This is a genomic window from Bradyrhizobium sp. 21, from assembly GCF_023073335.1.
GTDB lineage: Bacteria > Pseudomonadota > Alphaproteobacteria > Rhizobiales > Xanthobacteraceae > Bradyrhizobium.
Genome location: NZ_JADPJG010000019.1, coordinates 49,705 through 65,998, shown reverse-complemented (window position 1 = coordinate 65,998; position 16,294 = coordinate 49,705). Strand labels below are relative to the sequence as shown.

22 protein-coding genes are annotated in these 16,294 nt (G+C 64.9%); 10 read left to right on the top strand and 12 right to left on the bottom strand.

The window, feature by feature from the left end:
* Window positions 1-10: 10 nt before the first annotated feature.
* Both IVB31_RS19405 and IVB31_RS19400 read right to left on the bottom strand, forming a co-directional pair.
* Complete coding sequence (locus IVB31_RS19405) at window positions 11-931, bottom strand: DMT family transporter (RefSeq protein ID WP_247325243.1); 921 nt, start codon at window positions 929-931, stop codon at window positions 11-13.
* A gap of 75 nt (window positions 932-1,006) precedes the next feature.
* On the bottom strand, window positions 1,007-1,423 hold the full coding sequence (locus tag IVB31_RS19400; RefSeq protein WP_247325242.1) for a nuclear transport factor 2 family protein: 417 nt from the start codon (window positions 1,421-1,423) through the stop codon (window positions 1,007-1,009).
* A 129-nt stretch (window positions 1,424-1,552) separates the two neighbouring features.
* On the opposite strand from IVB31_RS19400, the gene IVB31_RS19395 reads away from it, so the two are divergent.
* Complete coding sequence (locus IVB31_RS19395) at window positions 1,553-2,116, top strand: Ada metal-binding domain-containing protein (RefSeq protein WP_247325240.1); 564 nt, start codon at window positions 1,553-1,555, stop codon at window positions 2,114-2,116.
* A gap of 4 nt (window positions 2,117-2,120) precedes the next feature.
* Here the strand turns inward: IVB31_RS19395 and IVB31_RS19390 are convergent, their stop codons facing one another.
* Complete coding sequence (locus tag IVB31_RS19390; RefSeq protein WP_247325236.1) at window positions 2,121-2,267, bottom strand: hypothetical protein; 147 nt, start codon at window positions 2,265-2,267, stop codon at window positions 2,121-2,123.
* A 282-nt stretch (window positions 2,268-2,549) separates the two neighbouring features.
* Window positions 2,550-2,804: a hypothetical protein gene (locus IVB31_RS19385; protein WP_247325234.1), complete on the bottom strand. Its 255-nt coding sequence runs from the start codon at window positions 2,802-2,804 to the stop codon at window positions 2,550-2,552.
* A 413-nt stretch (window positions 2,805-3,217) separates the two neighbouring features.
* Here IVB31_RS19385 and IVB31_RS19380 point away from each other — a divergent pair, with 413 nt between their 5' ends.
* Window positions 3,218-4,531 carry a hypothetical protein gene (locus tag IVB31_RS19380; RefSeq protein ID WP_247325233.1) on the top strand — a complete coding sequence of 438 codons (1,314 nt, stop codon included), beginning with the start codon at window positions 3,218-3,220 and terminating at the stop codon, window positions 4,529-4,531.
* 10 nt (window positions 4,532-4,541) lie between these two features.
* On the opposite strand, the gene pdxY is transcribed toward IVB31_RS19380, so the two are convergent.
* A complete protein-coding gene (gene pdxY / locus IVB31_RS19375; protein ID WP_247325232.1) occupies window positions 4,542-5,354 on the bottom strand; it encodes a pyridoxal kinase in 813 nt (270 codons plus the stop codon).
* Between the two features lie 91 nt (window positions 5,355-5,445).
* The gene (locus tag IVB31_RS19370; protein WP_247325231.1) at window positions 5,446-6,078 is read right to left on the bottom strand and encodes a TetR family transcriptional regulator; all 633 of its coding nucleotides are present in this window, start codon (window positions 6,076-6,078) and stop codon (window positions 5,446-5,448) included.
* Window positions 6,079-6,174: 96 nt separating this feature from the next.
* On the opposite strand from IVB31_RS19370, the gene IVB31_RS19365 reads away from it, so the two are divergent.
* The 3 genes from IVB31_RS19365 (at window position 6,175) to IVB31_RS19355 (ending at window position 7,932) form a co-directional block, all read left to right on the top strand.
* Complete coding sequence (locus IVB31_RS19365) at window positions 6,175-6,840, top strand: class I SAM-dependent methyltransferase (protein WP_247325230.1); 666 nt, start codon at window positions 6,175-6,177, stop codon at window positions 6,838-6,840.
* 178 nt (window positions 6,841-7,018) lie between these two features.
* Window positions 7,019-7,363, top strand: coding sequence for a multidrug efflux SMR transporter (locus IVB31_RS19360; protein ID WP_247325229.1), 345 nt, complete (start codon window positions 7,019-7,021; stop codon window positions 7,361-7,363).
* The gene (locus IVB31_RS19355) at window positions 7,363-7,932 is read left to right on the top strand and encodes a TetR family transcriptional regulator (protein WP_247325228.1); all 570 of its coding nucleotides are present in this window, start codon (window positions 7,363-7,365) and stop codon (window positions 7,930-7,932) included. Before IVB31_RS19360 ends, IVB31_RS19355 begins: the two co-directional genes overlap by 1 nt.
* Before the next feature lie 18 nt (window positions 7,933-7,950).
* Here the strand turns inward: IVB31_RS19355 and IVB31_RS19350 are convergent, their stop codons facing one another.
* Together IVB31_RS19350 and IVB31_RS19345 are read right to left on the bottom strand one after the other, a co-directional pair.
* Window positions 7,951-8,262, bottom strand: coding sequence for a hypothetical protein (locus IVB31_RS19350; RefSeq protein WP_247325596.1), 312 nt, complete (start codon window positions 8,260-8,262; stop codon window positions 7,951-7,953).
* A 135-nt stretch (window positions 8,263-8,397) separates the two neighbouring features.
* A complete protein-coding gene (locus IVB31_RS19345) occupies window positions 8,398-8,604 on the bottom strand; it encodes a hypothetical protein (RefSeq protein ID WP_346730880.1) in 207 nt (68 codons plus the stop codon).
* A 110-nt stretch (window positions 8,605-8,714) separates the two neighbouring features.
* On the opposite strand from IVB31_RS19345, the gene IVB31_RS19340 reads away from it, so the two are divergent.
* On the top strand, window positions 8,715-8,990 hold the full coding sequence (locus IVB31_RS19340) for a DUF3551 domain-containing protein (RefSeq protein WP_247325226.1): 276 nt from the start codon (window positions 8,715-8,717) through the stop codon (window positions 8,988-8,990).
* 18 nt (window positions 8,991-9,008) lie between these two features.
* On the opposite strand, the gene IVB31_RS19335 is transcribed toward IVB31_RS19340, so the two are convergent.
* The 3 genes from IVB31_RS19335 to IVB31_RS19325 all read right to left on the bottom strand — a co-directional run bounded on the left by IVB31_RS19335 (window position 9,009) and on the right by IVB31_RS19325 (window position 12,539).
* Window positions 9,009-9,287 carry a hypothetical protein gene (locus tag IVB31_RS19335; RefSeq protein ID WP_247325225.1) on the bottom strand — a complete coding sequence of 93 codons (279 nt, stop codon included), beginning with the start codon at window positions 9,285-9,287 and terminating at the stop codon, window positions 9,009-9,011.
* A 171-nt stretch (window positions 9,288-9,458) separates the two neighbouring features.
* A complete protein-coding gene (locus tag IVB31_RS19330; protein WP_247325224.1) occupies window positions 9,459-10,460 on the bottom strand; it encodes an SH3 domain-containing protein in 1,002 nt (333 codons plus the stop codon).
* A 156-nt stretch (window positions 10,461-10,616) separates the two neighbouring features.
* Window positions 10,617-12,539 carry an FAD-binding monooxygenase gene (locus IVB31_RS19325; RefSeq protein ID WP_247325223.1) on the bottom strand — a complete coding sequence of 641 codons (1,923 nt, stop codon included), beginning with the start codon at window positions 12,537-12,539 and terminating at the stop codon, window positions 10,617-10,619.
* A gap of 102 nt (window positions 12,540-12,641) precedes the next feature.
* On the opposite strand from IVB31_RS19325, the gene IVB31_RS19320 reads away from it, so the two are divergent.
* Window positions 12,642-13,106: a MarR family winged helix-turn-helix transcriptional regulator gene (locus tag IVB31_RS19320; protein ID WP_247325222.1), complete on the top strand. Its 465-nt coding sequence runs from the start codon at window positions 12,642-12,644 to the stop codon at window positions 13,104-13,106.
* Window positions 13,107-13,229: 123 nt separating this feature from the next.
* Entirely contained in the window at window positions 13,230-13,661 is a 432-nt protein-coding gene (locus IVB31_RS19315) for a hypothetical protein (RefSeq protein WP_247325213.1), read from the top strand.
* A 7-nt stretch (window positions 13,662-13,668) separates the two neighbouring features.
* On the opposite strand, the gene IVB31_RS19310 is transcribed toward IVB31_RS19315, so the two are convergent.
* On the bottom strand, window positions 13,669-14,286 hold the full coding sequence (locus tag IVB31_RS19310; protein WP_247325593.1) for a L,D-transpeptidase: 618 nt from the start codon (window positions 14,284-14,286) through the stop codon (window positions 13,669-13,671).
* Window positions 14,287-14,601: 315 nt separating this feature from the next.
* Between IVB31_RS19310 and IVB31_RS19305 the strand changes: the two genes are divergently transcribed.
* Together IVB31_RS19305 and IVB31_RS19300 are read left to right on the top strand one after the other, a co-directional pair.
* A complete protein-coding gene (locus IVB31_RS19305) occupies window positions 14,602-15,594 on the top strand; it encodes a hypothetical protein (protein WP_247325211.1) in 993 nt (330 codons plus the stop codon).
* Between the two features lie 378 nt (window positions 15,595-15,972).
* The gene (locus tag IVB31_RS19300) at window positions 15,973-16,203 is read left to right on the top strand and encodes a hypothetical protein (RefSeq protein ID WP_247325209.1); all 231 of its coding nucleotides are present in this window, start codon (window positions 15,973-15,975) and stop codon (window positions 16,201-16,203) included.
* Window positions 16,204-16,294: the final 91 nt, after the last annotated feature.

Below are 16,294 nucleotides of genomic sequence, written 5' to 3'. Positions count from 1 at the left end.
CCAGGTGGGTCTACCGCTGCCGCTGTGCCAGATAGAATCCGAACAGCACCGTCACGAGACCCGCGGCCTGCAACATTGTCGGCTGCTCGCCGAGCAGCAGCCAGCCGGTGAGCAGCGTCAGCGCCGGCACGCAGGCCGGGAACACGGCGGCGCGGGCGACGCCGAGGCGCTGGACCGAGACGACGAACAGATAGAGCGCGGCGGGGCCTGCAAGCACGCCCTGCGCCAGCGCCTGGATGGCATTCTCGGTGACACCCATCGCCGCGACATGGGCGAGACCGACGGTCGCGAGGTAGACCGGCAGCAGCAGCAGCGACAGCACGTTGATGACGAGCGCGGCCGACACGGCGGAGACCCGCCAATGGCGCAGCAGCGCGCCAAAACCCGCGAACATCAATCCGGTCAGCACGAAGGTCAGATCGCCGAGCACGCCGTCGGCGCCGATATGGCCGATCGATTCCGCGCCGATCACGCCGAGCCCGCCGACGATGACGAAGGCGCCGGCAAGACGCGATGCGGAGATGCGCTCCTTCAGAAACAACGCGGCGAGCAGCAGGCCCCCGAGCGTCGCGCAGGAGGGTTGGATCACGCTGCCATGGCCGAGCGGCACGAACAGGAAACCAGTGTAGGAGATCAGCGACATCACCGGGCCGCCGAGCACCATCAGCACGAGGCCCCGGCCCCAGCCGATGCCGCAGAGATCGGAGATCCCGGCGCGCATCACCAGCGGCAGGAACGCGATGCCCGACCAGACATAGCGATGCGCCAGCAGATCGACCGGCGTGAAGCCGACCTTGAGGCCATGCCGGGTGCCGGCAAAACCGAGCGCCCAGAACAGCGCCGCGGCAAGGCCGCAGACGACGCCGAGCAACGCCGGCGCCGCATCGTTCTTCTGACTGAGAGCGTCAGCGCCGCTCGTCCGCTGATCCATGCAGCGAGCCTTATGTCAGCGCGCGATGTGGCTCAACCCACGCGGCTGCAGGTCTGGCACGCGGTCGCCTGCTCATCACGCCTCCTCACCAAACACCATCCGCCACCCCTTGCGCGTGTCCATGTATTCCCTCACCTCGCGGATGCGATCCCCTGCTACCGTGAACACGAAGCAATAGTCGTTCTCATAGGGCCTGCCACCGGCAAGCATCGCGCGCATCCGCTCCTCCACGATGACGACATCGCCGTCGGCGTAGACGCCGCGAAAGGCGATATCGACATCTGAAAACATCCTGTGCACCTCCTGCGCAATGAAGCGCGCGATTGCTTGCGCGCCGATCATGTGGTCGGTGTGACCGAGCGCGACCGCAGTGGCGTTGCCCTTCGGCGCGATCCATTCGGCATCGTCCGTGAACAGCGCGGCGATGCGGTCGGCGTCGCGTGATGAAAAGGTCTTCCAGGCATTGAGGACGATGTCTTTCGGGCTGGTCACGATGCACTCTCCGGCTTTCGCTAAACGAGGGCCGCCTTCTACGCTGCCCTGCGCAACGCGGCTCGCCGCAATCGGACTCGGTCATCCCGCGGCCCTTTCGCCGACGCGGTCTTGCGCTATCATAGGGCCATGCTGAGTTTTGACGTCTGCAATGCCGCGCGGCTGCGCCGGGATCCCCGCTATGACGGCCGCTTCTTCACGGCAGTGAAGACCACAGGCATCTATTGCCGCCCGGTCTGTCCGGCCAAGCATCCGCTGACGCGCAACGTCGCCTATTATCCGACCGCGGCCGCGGCCGAAGCCGGGGGCTTCCGGCCGTGCCTGCGCTGCCGCCCCGAGACCGCGCCGTTCTGCCCGGCCTGGAACGGCACGCGCTCAACGGTGGCACGCGCGGTAAAGCTGATCAACGAAGGCGCGCTCGACGAAGACACCGTGGTGACGCTCGCGCTGCGGCTCGGCATCTCCTCGCGACATCTGGCGCGGTTGTTCGAGCGCCACGTCGGCGCCACGCCGCAGCAGCTTGCCAAGACGCTGCGCGTCCAGCGCGCCAAACGCCTGCTCGATGCCGGCGATCACACCATGACGGATATCGCGTTCCAGGCCGGCTTCGGCAGCCTGCGCCGTTTCAACGCCGCGTTCGCCGAGCTCTACGGCCGCTCGCCGTCGAGCTTGCGCCTGTCGAAGCGTGCGTAGCTTGTCAGAAAAATCCCGGGCTGAGATCGAGCCCATATGTCAGGCTGAGCACGAACACGAACAGCGCGGCGGCTGCGAACAACGCGATGTGCCTGAAGATGAACGCGCGCGGCGAGGCGCTTGCAATAACGGCTTTTTGTGCAACGGGCATGACGGCTCCATTATGAAAACGATTCTTGGCCGCTCAATAAGCGACGCCCGCATCAAGCGCTCCGATCCGCAAAGCAACTATTAAAGAGATCACACTCGCTTTGAACGGCCGTACACAAGTCGCGCTTGTCGGCGATTTTTCTTGCCGCAACTTTCTCAATCCGCGCACCGCCGCGCGAGATCATGGCTCGCGCGCAAAAAAAGACCGCGCTCCCGACGGGGGAACGCGGTCCGCGCAGGCTCGGGAGGAGACGAGCCCGGTGTTGTCTTTGCGAAACTCAGATCAGCGGGCGCTGCCCGTCGTGACATCCGCGGTCTTGACCTTGCGCGGCGTCAGCACGCGGGCCTGGTGGACCGAAGCGACGGTGGTCGGCGCAGCAGCCTGCTGCTCGACATGCGCCGCACCGAGCACGCTCACCTGCATCGGCGACACCGGAAAACCGTTGGCCTCATAGGTCGGCAGCTCGGCGGCAAACGCGGCAGTGCTGCCCGCGATCGTCAGGATGGCGGCTGCGATCGACAGAATCGTCTTGTTCATGGGTGATGCTCCTGAGTGAAAGATTCGGAGCACATTTAAGCGCGTTTTGCTGCAATGCGACATGCACTGCTGCATTGCAACAACGCGTCCGGCGCATGGCCATATGTTTAATGGGTGCAAGGCGTTGGCCAGATCGGCGCAATTAGGCCTTCTTCCATCGCGGCCCACCCAGACGCTGCGTTTCTGAGCCTTTGGAACCGCGCTGGAACCAGCGTTGCCGTCATGCAACACCTGCTCGAAAAGCCTGTTTTCGCCGAATTGCGCCATTGCGCCGCCACATCGTCCTCCGAACAATCGACGCTCGGCGTCCCTTTTTGTGCAAGACTGACTCAAGACTGCAAGACTGACACTGTCGGCATCAAGACTGTTCGGACGAGACGCGGTTCGAACAGAACCGTTTGGAGGCAGGGATCATGAATGATCGGCGGTCTCTTCTGGTGGCGGTTTCCTGCCCCTCGGCGGTTCTCGCCGGCTGGCTGGCTCTCTCTTTGTCCGCCTATGCCCCTGCCCTCATCGAGAACAGCGGCGCCAATGCTTCTGCCGTCTCGCGCGCGAAAGATCTTGGCCGGCTCGACCTCGCCGACATCCCGCACGCTGCGGCCATCGAGGACGGCGTCGCCCTGACTGCAGACATCGCCGCCGCTGTTGCCGCTACACCGCGCCTGGTCACCGCTGAAGCGGCGGCGCCCGAGGCGCCAGCTGCCGCCATCAAGCTCGCCTCGGCCGATCCCGCACTGATCTTGCCGACCGAGGCGCCACCCGCGCCGCAGATGTCGCCTGACCCGACACCGGTCGTCAGCGAGGCTGCTCCGGCGTCGGAGCCCGTGATCAAACTCGCATCCGCCGATGCCTCCGAGATCGTGACGACAGACGCGCTGTCCCCCGCGGCGATCGCGAGCGGACCCACCGCTGTCGCGAGCAAGGCTTCACCGTCGGCGGACACCGCCGCCGTGCTCGACGAATGCTTCGTCATGGAGGCCTGCATCGACCGCTTTCTCTGGGCGCTCTACCAGCGCACGCCCAAGGAAGACTCGATCAAGGTCGAGGATCGCCGCGCCGTCACCGTCAAGCGCAAGGGCAGGACGGTCACGGTGATGCGCAGCTTCACGAAACTGGTCGACGAGGATTTTGGCTGGAAGGATCCGAAGGCGGCCGACCACGCCGGCATGCCGATGATGGACTACGTCATCGGCGGCATGGACAAGAGCTTCAGGCAAAAGCTGTTTCGGACGCTGCTCGCGGCTGAGGCTGCCGGCCTCTCGCCCGGCATCACCAGTGCGTTCCGCGACAATTATCGCCAGTCGATCGCGAGCGGCCTGAAGGCCGCGTCCGACCGCTCCTATCATGGCGGCAGCACGCGCGGCGGCTACGGCCACGGCATGGCGGCCGACATCGTCAGCACCAAGGGCGAAAACCGCGCCCAGCGCTGGGTCTCGACCGAGGTGCTGTGGAAGTGGGTCGATGCCAATGGCAAGGCGCTCGGCATCGGCCGTCCCTATCTCGGCCGCGATCCGCCGCACGTCGGCCCGATCGACGGCCAGGAATACGTCTCGAAGCGTGGCTCGGCCGACCGCAAGGAAGCCGCCAACGTCAAGCCGAGAAAAGTGCGGGCTGTGGCCAGCGCAAAACCGCCCAAGGCACAGGGGAAGGTACAGGCTGCGCGCGAGCAGAAGATCCCGGCAAAGCCGCAGAAATCGGCGCAATCGGCCGCGAAGCGCGCGACCTGAGCATTACGGCTTACCGTCCCGGCGTCGGCAGCGGCACGAGCCGCATCTCGGCGGTGCCAGCCTCCTGCGTGCGCACCAGTACCGCAAAGATGGTCTCGACGGCTAGTCGCACCGCCGCCTCGGTTGCCTTGCCCCTGGCCAGATGCGCCGCAATCAGGCCGGCGAGGAGATCGCCGGTGCCGTAGGGCCGGATCGGCAGGCGCGGGGTCGCAAAGCGCGACAACTGGCCGTCGGCGCAGAGGATCGTCTCCATTTGCCCTTCGGCCGTGTCGGCGAGCGTGCATCCGGTCGCGACGATGTCGATACGGCGCTGCCCCGCCAGCGCCGCGCACGCCGCGCGCAGGCCTTGCGCGTCGACGATCGTGGTGCCCGACAGCAGCTCGAGCTCGAACTGGTTCGGCGTTGTCAGGTTTGCCGCCGGCAGCAGCCGGTGCCGGACCACGTCCAATATGCCGTCGGCGACATAGACGCGGCCGTCATCCCCGATCACGGGATCGCAGAGATAGACGAGCTTCGAATTGCGGATCAGCGCCCGCTCGACGAAATCGGCTACGACAGCGGCATTACCGGGCGAGCCGAGATAGCCGGTGACGAGCACCGCGGCCTCGTCGACGAGATCGCGCTCCTCGAGGCCCGTCAGGAGATCGGCGACGAGCTCGGTCTCCAGCACCCGCCCGCGCAGGCTCGGATAGCGCGGATGGTTCGACAGCAGCGTCGTCGGCACCGCCGCGACGTTCACGCCCTCCGCCTGCATGGCATAGGCGGCGGCGCTGTTGCCGACATGGCCGTGGACCACCTGGCTTTGAATGGAGATGACGAGCATGAAAGAGGTCCGTAGGGGTAAACGTCAGGCGATGCAAGCGTAGCAACCGCTACAGGATCTCTACCCGAGTCCCACACGCACCACCTTCACTTCAGCGCCGCGCCAGCCTCGCAAGATAGTCGCAAAACATGTCGGCCATGGCGTCGGCATAGGCTGCGATCTCCGCCTCGCTCCGCGCCTCTTCCGAAAAATTCTTGCCGACCTCGCTCAGCGTTGTCTTGATCAGCACGCCCGCGAGGGCGCGCGTGGCATCCGGGGACTTTGGCAGCGCCTCCTGCATGAACGTTGCGACGATGCCCTCGCCGGCCGCCCGCGCGTCCTGCGCCTCGGGCGCGTCACGATAGAGCGGTGCGGCGTCGCTGAGCGCGACGCGGACCGCAGCCTCCTCGCATTCGGAGCGAATGAAGGCGTGGACCACCGCGCGCAGCCGCGCAGGCGGCGGCTTCGTCCGGTCCGCGAGGATGTCGCGCAAAAGTTCGCTCGTGCGCCGCCACTCGTCGCTCTGGAGCCGGAACAGGATCGACGCCTTGTTCGGAAAATATTGATAGAGCGATCCGACGCTCACCCCGGCCCTCTCGGCCACCCGCGCCGTGGTGAAACGCTGCGCGCCCTCCTTCGCCAGAACCTGAACAGCAGCATCCAGAATGACGGCCACCAGCCCGTTCGATCGGGCCTGCTGCGGCTGTTTTCGTGAGGAAATTGAACGGCTTCGACGATCGGCCATGATGCGCCCGGGCAATGCGAATAGGAAATACGACGAATTAGTCGTATTTCAGATTCCACGCAAGCACGCGCTTCGCGGTGAACTCTGGAGACCTTGATGACCACCCCAACCATCACATCGCTTGCGCCGCTGCTGGATCGCCTGTTCCTCAAGGACGAAGCGGCAAGGGGCGTACTGCACGCTGCCGTCGCCCATTTGTCCGATGAGGAGCGGGCGCGGATGATGCGGAGCAAGACCGGATACCGGGAACTCTACGGACGCCTGAGGGACGTACCGCTCGCGGTCTCGCGCGAGACCGGTCGCCTACTCTACATGCTCGCGCGCAGCTCCCGCGCCAAAACGATCGTCGAGTTCGGTACATCCTTCGGCATCTCGACACTGCACTTGGCTGCGGCGCTTCGCGACAATGGCGGCGGCCGCCTCGTTACCAGCGAGTTCGAGCCGGCCAAGGCGGCGCGGGCGCGGGACAATCTCACGACCGGCGGGCTGATCGATCTCGTCGAAATCCGCGAAGGCGATGCGTTGACGACGCTCAGTGCCGATCTGCCTGATACGATCGATCTCGTGCTGCTCGACGGCGCCAAGGCGCTCTACCCGGATATCCTGGATCTGGTCGAAGGCCATCTCAGGCCGGGCGCGATCATCGTCGCCGACAACGCCGACGACAGCCCGGATTATCTGGCGCGCGTACGCGAGCCCGGAAGCGGCTACCTGTCCACGGCGTTTGCCGAAGACGTCGAGCTAACCGTGCGGATCGGCTAACGTCGCATCGAACACCCGGCTGCCGCACGATTCGCCGCGCGGCGGCTTCGTGTCGTCGACATCACGTTGTCGCAGGCTCGTCACCCACTCGTGATATCCGTTGCCGGCAAACGCCATGTTCCGCGTGCTAAACATACCTACCGCGCGGTATCTTTCGCGTGCTACGCTTGAGCCCGTCATGACTTCCGCATTCAATGCCTACGCGGCGCTTGCCCTCGCCATCGTCTTCGAGGTCACGGCGTCCGCCTTCCTGCAGCAGTCCGCACAGTTCACGCGGCCATGGCCGACCCTGGCCATGGTGCTGTTCTATGTCGCCTCGTTCTACGCGCTGTCGGTCGCGATCCGGGTCATCCCACTGAGTATCGCCTACGCAATCTGGGGCGGGGTCGGCATCATCCTGACCGCCACCGTTTCCTTCGTGCTGTTCCGCCAGATGCTGGACGCCGCGGCCTTCGTCGGCATCGTACTGATCGTGTCAGGGGTCGTGGTCATCAACCTGTTCTCGCAGACGACGGCGCATTGATGCCGTCGAGCGCCTACACCCGCGCCAAGCAGCCCGAGCAGGTCCGGCGCGCCCTGCTCGATCACGCCGCAGCCATCGCCATGGACCATGGCGTCGCCGGCATCACCGTGCAAGCGGTGGCGGCGGCGGCCGGGGTCACCAAGGGTGGCCTGTTTCATCATTTCGGAAGCAAGCAGGCGCTGATCGAGGGCCTGTTCGCTGACCTCCTCGCCCGCGTCGATGCCGAGATCGACGCCGCCATCGAAGCCGACCCGAAGCCGCGCGGCAGTTTTACACGCGCCTACGTGAATGCTGTGTTCACCGGCAAGGCCTTCGGCTTCGCGACGCCCTGGGCGGCGCTGAGCATGGTCGTCGTCACCGATCCGTCGCTGCGTCGGCTCTGGAACGACTGGATCAAGGCGCGGCTGAAGCGCCACCGTGCGACAGACGGCACGCCGGAGCTCCACGTCGTTCGCCTCGCCGCTGACGGCGCCTGGCTGTCCTATGTCACGACGGGACAGACGCGCATGAGCGCTGACCTCCGCGCCGTCCATGCAGGGCTGCTCGCGCAGACTTATCGGCGCGCGTAGCCGGCAGCCGGCCCACGCCTAATGGGTTTGCGACGGCTTGGGCGGGTGCGGCGCGGTTCGCTTCGCGCCAGGTTTGGCCGCAGCCTGCGGCGGCGTATCGACTGATTCCAGATAGGCGGCAAGCGCTTTGGCCGTATCGGAACTGGTTGCGTAATGGTCCTTCAGGAACCAGGTCAGCGTCAGGCTGAAGCGCCCCTTGGCCAGGCCGCGCGGGCTGCGATGGCAGGTCGCGCAACCATCGGCGAAGAGCCTTTCCGGCGCCTTGCCGGCATCGAGATTTTGCGCGGCGGCTACTGTCGCCGTCATGACGGCGGCGGCTGCAAGAGTCATCAGGGGCACGATCACATCGCCCCCCGGTCGAAATAGCGAAATCAATGTCGTCCCCTGGAGCGTTTTCAAGCGAAGTGGATAGACCGCTTCGCGTAAGGAAAACGCGTCAAAAGAAAAAGCAACCCCGTCTTGCGATCAGGCCGCCGATAGCTGATCGAATTCGGGCGGCGCGTAGGACTTGCCGTCCTGATCGGTAATGACGACCCGCCACCCCTCGCTCGCCCAAACCTTTGCCTTCGCCACGATGAGCAGCCGGCTCTCGCGGGCAAAACTGCACTTCTCATTATCGCGTTCTGCGATCATCTTATAGGCCAATGCGCATCCCCTTGCGTTGCCCTGCACCCGCTTCCCTCGTGGCAGCGGGCTTTGGCGGCAATTCGCCGGGAGCGTGGCAATTTGGTGCCATCCACGGCAGCATTGTGCCTGGTTCTGGCGAGCAACGGAGGTTGATCGTGCGCCGCATCATGAATGCGATTCTGCTTGTCGCGGGCTTGCTTGGCGCAGCTGCGGTCGGCGCGCCCCTGGAAGCGCAAACCTACGATCCGCGCTATCCGGTCTGCATCGAGGTCTACACCATCGACGGCCGCAGCATCGATTGCAGTTTCATGTCGATCGCGCAGTGCGCTGCGACTGCCTCCGGGCAGTCCGCCCAGTGCTACGCCAATCCTTATGCCACGCAAAGCCGGCAGCCGAGCCCGATCCCGTCGCCGCCGCGACGAAACCGATAGCTCGCGTCTGCGCTCCGATTAGTGGACGCGGATGATGTGGGGACGGCCGAGATCGATCAGCCCCTGCACCGCCGAGAGGCGGTCGTCCAGGGCTGCGATGGTGAGCAGCAGATTGTTGCGCCGCTCGTCGAGAATGCCCGTCTCGGCGCCGGAGAGCTTGGTGCTCGTCCGCTCCTTGTGAATCCCATCAAGGGATTCGCGCAATCCGGCAATCAGGCCGGACAGCTGTTTGGCCTCTTTGGTCATCGATCGCTTCGCGACACTCTGGCGGCGCGACTCCGCCTGGCTCTGTCTCATCGTCATCCTCCCGTGCCCCGCTGCCCCGAGTGGATGCTTACAGCTTTGAATAGACATATTACGATCGATGAAATCTGCCCGCGAAGAACTTTCTTAAATTATACGCGCCGGGAACCGGGGCCAGCCCCAAACAGAAAGCCCGGCGCGAGGGCCGGGCTTTCGTTGGCAAATTCAGTGCTTCTGGTGGCCGCCGCCGGGGCCGCCAGCCGGTGCACCGCCGCCACGTGGTGCAGCATTGATATGCGGAGCACCACCGCCGCCGTGCGGCATCGCAGGCGCGGCCGCGCGTGGCGCCGGCATCTGGGCATGCGCATTCATCGGCGCGCCGTGGTTCACGTTAGGCTGTGCCACATGCGGCATCGCGGGTCGGCTCGCAGGCGCGGCTGATACGCGCGGCGCCTCGTGTGCGCGTGCCGCTTCGCGTGCACGCGCCATTGGCTGCGCACGCTCCGTTGCGCGGTGTGTGGCCTGCTCGTGCACGATGCGGGCCTGTGCATCGCGCGGATTGCGGCTGTGCACATCGGTCCGCTCATGCGCGATGCGCTCGCTGCGGCCGGCACGGGTCCGATCGGTCGCAACCGCAGCATCGCGCTTGGCGATGACAGCGTCGTGTCGTGCCGTCGCGGCATCACGGCCCGAGATCGCGGCGGCGCCTCTAACATCACCCTTGCCACGCACGCCGTCGCGTCCCAATGCGATCGCAGCATCGCGCGTGGCCGCGCGGCCGATGCGGGCCGCGCGCGGAGCGATCGTCATCTGCGTTGCGACGCGCTGATGCGAGGTCCAGTAATTATTCCAATAGGCATGCCGCCGATACCAGGGCCGTCCCTCATAATAGCTCGACCAGTACGAGGTCAGCACGAAGGGGACGACGGGCACGTCGATCTGATCGGCATAATCGGGGAGATAGACGTAGTGATTGCGGTAGAGATATTCGAGATATTGCGACGACACCCAGCCGCGATCGTCGGAGAAGCTCACGTCGCACCAGGCGTTGCCGCGCAGGCAACCATGGATGTTGACGCGGGCGCCCTCGGGGACGCGATCGACCAGCGGAAAGCCCGGCCCCGGACCGGCGCGCAAGCCGGTCGAGACGGTGACGATGCCCGGCGCAGCCAGCGCGGCCGTCGGGGCAAGCAACAATGCTGCAACTAAAGCGGTTCTGAGCCTCATGGCGTATTCCTCCTCTTTGGAGTCGCAACGCGCAGGCAGAACGGGCGTTCCGCGTACGACGGTCTCGATCGTCGAAAGATTGAGACGCAGGCCGCGCGCGGTTCAATATTCATTCGTCGTTCATCAGCGCGGCGTGCTGAGAGCGCTGCCAGCCCGTCAATTCACCTGCAGCATGAAGCCGTCGAAGTACGCCGCAAGCGCGATAAAATCATCGAGCGGCAGCACGGTCGCGACATACTGATCCGGCCGGACCACGACCATGCATCCGGCCTTGCGATCGATGCCGCGCATGGCGAAAACGTCGTGACCATTCTTGAGGTCCGGACAGAACATCTTCTCGTAGTCGATCAAGCCGTACCGCCCCTTGCGCGGCAGCAGCAGTGCGGGCATTGCCTCGACGGCGAGCTCGCGATGATCCTGCTGGAAGACCGCCCGCAGGTCGATCACGCTGTCGATGTCGGCGCCGACAGGCGTATGGCGCCTGATCGGCGATTCCCTTGCTTCGGCGAGGAAGCCGCACAAGTCGCGGATGGCCGAGCCCGCGCCTGCGGGATCCTCCGCGCCGGAAAACGCATAGATGCGGAAGCGAGCATCCGCCTGCGCGGCGTGACCGAGATGGACCGGCTTGCCGTCCGCAAGCCGGATCACCGGCGCGGAGTGGAAGCGTGTGCCGATGACGAAGCCTTGCGCGAGATGCTGGTGGGACGTCGCTCCGGTGAGGACCGACGGGCGGTAATGCGTCGCCGTGCCCGCGGTGTAACGGCCGTGCTTCACAAAATAATCCTGCGTCCTGGCAGCATCGGCGCCGCCCGCCTTGGCGGCGGACGCGAGAATCCCCGACCATTCGCGGTCGAAATCGATCAGCTCTTTCGCAACGGCCTGGCGCTCCACCGAATAGGAATGCAAGAGACTGGGAGCGCATTGCTCCCGCAGGACGGCGGCAAGCTTCCAGCCGAGATTGAAGGCATCCTGCATCGAGACGTTCATGCCCTGCCCCGCCTTCGGGCTGTGGGTATGGCAGGCATCGCCGGCGATGAAGATGCGCGGCAGGCGCGAGGCGATCTCGGCCTCCGGCACGTCGTCGAACCTGTCGGTCAGGCGCTGGCCGATCTCATAGACCGACCACCATGCGATCTCCTTCACCTCGAGCGTATGCGGCTTCAGGATCCGCTGCGCCTTGGCGATCACGTCCTCCGCGGTGATGTTGCGGTTGGCGATGCGCTCGCCGACGTCGAGTTTTGCGAGCTCGACATAGAGGCGGACCATGTAGCCGCCTTCGCGCGGAATGATCAGCAGGCTGCCGTCTTTCGCCGATTGGATCAGGGCCTTGAAGCGGATGTCCGGAAAATCGGTCACGGCCAGCACGTCCATCACGCCCCAGGCGTGGTTGGCGGAATCGCCGTGCAACTCGCGGCCGATCGATTTACGCACCGTGCTGCGGGCGCCGTCACAGCCGACGACGTAACGCGCCCTAATCGTCTCGACCTTGCCCTCGTTGCCGGCATCGACGCGTTCGAGCCGCACCGTCACGGCATGATCGGCGGGACCCGCGCCAGGCTCGATCTCGAGGTCGAGCAGACGGCGGCTGTAATGGGGCTCGAGCCTGGCCGGTGATTTGCGCATGATGTCGAGAAAGCCGTCATGGATGCGCGCCTGGTTGAGGATGACATGCGGGAATTCCGACAGCCCGTCCTCGACGTCCTGCACCCGGCCGCTGCGGACGATCTTGCCCGGCGTCCGCTCGTCCGGTTTCCAGAATGTCGTCTCGTTGACCCAACAAGCTTCCTTCAGAATGCGCTCGCTGAAGCCGAAGGCGTGGAACATCTCCATGGTGCGGCAGGCGATGCCGTCGGCCTGCCCGACCAGCAGGCGCCCCGGCTTCTGCTCGACGATGCAGGTCTTGATCTCAGGGAATTGTGCGAGCTGGGCGGCGAGCGTCAGGCCAGCGGGGCCACAGCCGACGATGAGGACGTCCACTTCGTCAGGCACGGCCCCGGCTGCGCCGGAAGCCTGAATGCGTTCGGCGGGATCGGCGATCTCGGGGTCGCCCGGCTGAAATCCATTGAGATGGAATTGCATGAGCACCTCTTCCCGAAAACGTTTTTCGATATTGCTCAGTATGCTGACTATCAGTATGCTTGTCAATCAGCAAGCACCGTCCCTGCCCCAACGGAGAATCCGGTGAAAGACAACAACGACATGCCCGGGCATCTGGCCCGCCGGTTCCAGCAGATCGCGGTGGCGGTGTTTCTGGCCGAGGTTGGCGATGCCGGCTTCGACATGACGCCGGTGCAATACGCAGCCCTTGCGACCATCAAGGCCAATCCGGGTCTCGACCAGGTGACGCTGGCAGGCTTGATCGCCTATGACCGCACCACCATCACCGGCGTGATCGACCGCCTCGTGCAGAAGGGGCTCGCGGAGCGGCGTGCCTCGCGCCGCGACCGCCGTGCCCGCGAGCTCGAGGTCACCGACGAGGGCAAACGCACGCTGCGGAAGATCACACCGGCCGTCGAATCCGCGCAACGCATCATGCTGCGCGGCCTCAGCGCCAAGGAAGGTGAGGAATTGATGCGGCTGTTGCATAAGGCCATCGCCGCCGGCAACGAGCTCAGCCGCGCCCCGCTGCGCGAGGTGCAGGCATAATCCCCGTATTTTTGCCCCCTATGTGTCGCAGACCCGCGAAACCAGGAACTAACCTTCGGCTGTTACGGTCGGCACCATTCGGCGATTAACGCGTGATTAACTTTGCCGTTCAGGAGTTTTTGGATGTTCAGGTTCATGATCGTCGCGGCGGCCGTCGCGCTCTCGACCGTCCCTGCACTCGCAAACGGCCATGGCGGCGGTGAACCTGCCCCGCCGAAGGTCGAGGCCCCCGTCGCGCCAGCCAAAGTCGTCCTGACCAAAAAGGGTCCCAAGCTCGTCGATCTCAAGGGAATGACGCTCTATTATTACGAACGCGACACCACCGGGAAGACGTCGAACTGCAACGGCAAGTGCAGCGAGAGCTGGATCCCGCTGGCTGCAACGGCCGACGCCAAGGCCGTTGGCGACTTCACCGTGATCAACCGCGACGACGGCAGCAAGATGTGGGCGTACCGCTATCGCCCGCTCTACACCTCGCCCGCCGACAGGGCGCCGGGCGATGCCAACGGTAATGCCACGACGCTGCAATGGCGCATTGCCCAGCCCGCGGAATAGTGCGGCCTCACCCGCGCCAGCGAGGCCCGGCCTCGACTTGCGCGTTCTGCCCGGGCGGCAGCACCACGACCGTCGAATTGAGCTTCACCCGGTCATAGAGATCGATGACGTCCTCGTTGCGCATCCGGATGCATCCGGACGAGATCGCCTGTCCGATATATTCCGGCTGGTTGGTGCCGTGGATGCGGTAGAGTGTGTCCTTGTTGCCGGCATAGAGATAGATGCCCCGCGCGCCCAACGGATTGGCTGGGCCGCCAGTCACGCGCGCAGGATAGGGTCCGAGCCGCGCCTGGATGTCCGCTGTTGGAACCCAGTCGGGCCATTCCGCCAGCCGGCCGACCCGCGCAACGCCGGAGAAGGCCATGGCTTCCTCGCCGACCGCGACGCCGTAGCGGATCGCCTTGCCTTCAGGCAGCACGAAATAGAGGTAGCGGGCATCGGTATCGACCAGGATCGTACCCGGCTGCTCCTTGCGCGGATAATCGACGATGTGACGGAGATATTGCTCCGGCACGTTCGCCTGCGCGTAAGGCGTATGCGCCAGCAACTGCCGGTCGCGCGGCGTCATGCTCGCATCCGTCGACGGCGAAAGCGTCGTCTGCATGCAGCCGCCCAGCGGCAGCATGGCCACGACGAATAGAGCGAAAAGAGACTTTGGCACCGCCGGCCCCGATAACGATAGCAGCACCCCCAGCTTCGCCACATGGTGCCCAAATCGTGCTGAAAACAAGGCACCGCGGAACACGTGCGCGTGTTTCCCAAAGCGGGTTCCCTCACCACAAACGGCGGAAGAGCGTCGCACAGTCTCCATCCCCTCGCCTTGCTTTGGTCAAATCCGGCTGGACTCGTGCGTTATCACGCCCGCCATGGGCTCGCCGGGCCGGCTCGCGCCAATGCGGACGACCAATACCTCAAACATCTGGACTTCAAAGGAGCTGCGATGCTCGCGACGCTGAACAGCAGTCAAATCGTCGATGCGATCGTGAAGGACACGGTCAAGGACAACGATCCGCATGACGCGGTTCAGATTTCGCCTGACATGGTGCTGGCCTCGCGCGCCATCAGCGGTGCGCCGGCGTTGGCACCGGAGATCGTGAGCCGTCCGGAGCCGAAATTCGCGCCGGAGCCCAAAATCAATCCGCAGCCGAAGTTCACTCCTGTCGCGGAGCCGCAGGGGGCAGCGCCTTCGGTCGACACCGCCGTGCGCGTCGCGGCCAGCGATGGTCCCGGCCGGCGGCAGCGATCCGCCGCGAGCAAGTGGCTGCGCGGCGCATTCGTCACGTTTCTGTTTGCGGGCGGCAGCGCGGCCGCCACCATCGCCTGGGAGAAACACGGCGACACCGCCTTGCAGATGCTCACCGAATGGACGCCGGCATTGGCGTCGCTGCTGCCTTCGACGTCACAGACCGCGCCCGTCGCCGCCGCGCAGGCTGCGCCGCCTGCAGAGCAAGCCGCAACGGATCAGACGACCGATCAATCTGCGGCACCGCCTGCGCCTCGGCTTGCAGCGGCCGTGCCCACGGCAACACAGCCCGATCCTGCGCAATCGGTGCAATCGATGACGCGCGATCTCACCGCGATGGCGCAGCAGATTGAAGCGCTCAAGGCCAACATCGCCGAGTTGAAGGCAGGGCAGGAGCAGATGGCGCGCGAGATGGCGAAACCAACCGCACCAAAACCGGTGACCGAGGCGAGGCCGCCGGTCGATCCGCGTGCGCGCGTTTCTGCGCTCCCGCCCCGGCCTGTGCCGCCGCCGGTACGCAAGCCGAAGCCGGTCGTGTCGCAGACCTATTCGCCGGCTTACTCGCCCGCGCCGCTCGCACCTCCGCCCCCAGCTTCGCAGGCTACAGCGGTCCCGGCGCCGGTCGCTGCGGCGCAAGGCGTTGCCGATGACGATGGACCTGTCGTGCGTCCACCGATGCCGCTGCGCTAAACCAGACGACAACGCAAACGTCGCTGCCGCGACACGCGCAAGCTGTCCTATTCGATATGATACGTTGAGTCCGGGCAACTACGGGAAGCGATACCTCGATCGTCTTCCGTCAAGAGAAAAGGCCGTCGGGATCTATGCCGGCGGCCTTCTCTTGCAGCTGCCGGTTCCCGGGGCCCGGTTCTGCTGCAATTCCATGCATCATGATCGCGCCGACATATTTAATAAAATCTTAAAGCGCTCGAATGTTGCACATCATTTCTGCGCCATAAGCACAGAGATTGCGCGCGCCGTTCATTCGATAAACATCGACTCAGTGGTACCATCGGTCATGTGTTGAGACTTCCATTGAATCTCAATTCGTCACACCGGGGAATTCGGATGCCTTACTACTCCTTCGATCTCGTGGTTGGTGAAGAGTTCAAGAACCAGGGCGGAATCATCCTCGAAGACATCGAGGTCGCCTCCGATCGCGCCGTTCAGCTGGCCACCGAGCTGTCGCAGGTGAAGCCGGAACTGCAACGGACGGGTTGCGCCGTGCGCGTCACCGATCGCGATCACAACGAGGTCTATCGCACGCCGCTCGATCCCGTGCCGGCCTGGCAACGCTAGCTCGCCGACCGGCTTCGCGGCTGTCCGCGATCCCCCCATTGCGGAGCGGCGCTCCAGCCGCTAGCCTTCCCAAAAATCTGGGGAGGTACCA

Excerpts from the sequence above, each read along its gene's own strand:
- IVB31_RS19405 (WP_247325243.1), bottom strand. The coding sequence starts at position 931 with ATGGATCAGCGGACGAGCGGCGCTGACGCTCTCAGTCAGAAGAACGAT.
- IVB31_RS19395 (WP_247325240.1), top strand. The coding sequence starts at position 1,553 with ATGCTGAGTTTTGACGTCTGCAATGCCGCGCGGCTGCGCCGGGATCCC.
- IVB31_RS19390 (WP_247325236.1), bottom strand. The coding sequence starts at position 2,267 with ATGCCCGTTGCACAAAAAGCCGTTATTGCAAGCGCCTCGCCGCGCGCG.
- IVB31_RS19385 (WP_247325234.1), bottom strand. The coding sequence starts at position 2,804 with ATGAACAAGACGATTCTGTCGATCGCAGCCGCCATCCTGACGATCGCG.
- IVB31_RS19380 (WP_247325233.1), top strand. The coding sequence starts at position 3,218 with ATGAATGATCGGCGGTCTCTTCTGGTGGCGGTTTCCTGCCCCTCGGCG.
- pdxY (WP_247325232.1), bottom strand. The coding sequence starts at position 5,354 with ATGCTCGTCATCTCCATTCAAAGCCAGGTGGTCCACGGCCATGTCGGC.
- IVB31_RS19370 (WP_247325231.1), bottom strand. The coding sequence starts at position 6,078 with ATGGCCGATCGTCGAAGCCGTTCAATTTCCTCACGAAAACAGCCGCAG.
- IVB31_RS19365 (WP_247325230.1), top strand. The coding sequence starts at position 6,175 with ATGACCACCCCAACCATCACATCGCTTGCGCCGCTGCTGGATCGCCTG.
- IVB31_RS19360 (WP_247325229.1), top strand. The coding sequence starts at position 7,019 with ATGACTTCCGCATTCAATGCCTACGCGGCGCTTGCCCTCGCCATCGTC.
- IVB31_RS19355 (WP_247325228.1), top strand. The coding sequence starts at position 7,363 with ATGCCGTCGAGCGCCTACACCCGCGCCAAGCAGCCCGAGCAGGTCCGG.
- IVB31_RS19350 (WP_247325596.1), bottom strand. The coding sequence starts at position 8,262 with ATGACTCTTGCAGCCGCCGCCGTCATGACGGCGACAGTAGCCGCCGCG.
- IVB31_RS19335 (WP_247325225.1), bottom strand. The coding sequence starts at position 9,287 with ATGAGACAGAGCCAGGCGGAGTCGCGCCGCCAGAGTGTCGCGAAGCGA.
- IVB31_RS19330 (WP_247325224.1), bottom strand. The coding sequence starts at position 10,460 with ATGAGGCTCAGAACCGCTTTAGTTGCAGCATTGTTGCTTGCCCCGACG.
- IVB31_RS19325 (WP_247325223.1), bottom strand. The coding sequence starts at position 12,539 with ATGCAATTCCATCTCAATGGATTTCAGCCGGGCGACCCCGAGATCGCC.
- IVB31_RS19315 (WP_247325213.1), top strand. The coding sequence starts at position 13,230 with ATGTTCAGGTTCATGATCGTCGCGGCGGCCGTCGCGCTCTCGACCGTC.
- IVB31_RS19310 (WP_247325593.1), bottom strand. The coding sequence starts at position 14,286 with ATGCTGCCGCTGGGCGGCTGCATGCAGACGACGCTTTCGCCGTCGACG.
- IVB31_RS19305 (WP_247325211.1), top strand. The coding sequence starts at position 14,602 with ATGCTCGCGACGCTGAACAGCAGTCAAATCGTCGATGCGATCGTGAAG.
- IVB31_RS19300 (WP_247325209.1), top strand. The coding sequence starts at position 15,973 with ATGCCTTACTACTCCTTCGATCTCGTGGTTGGTGAAGAGTTCAAGAAC.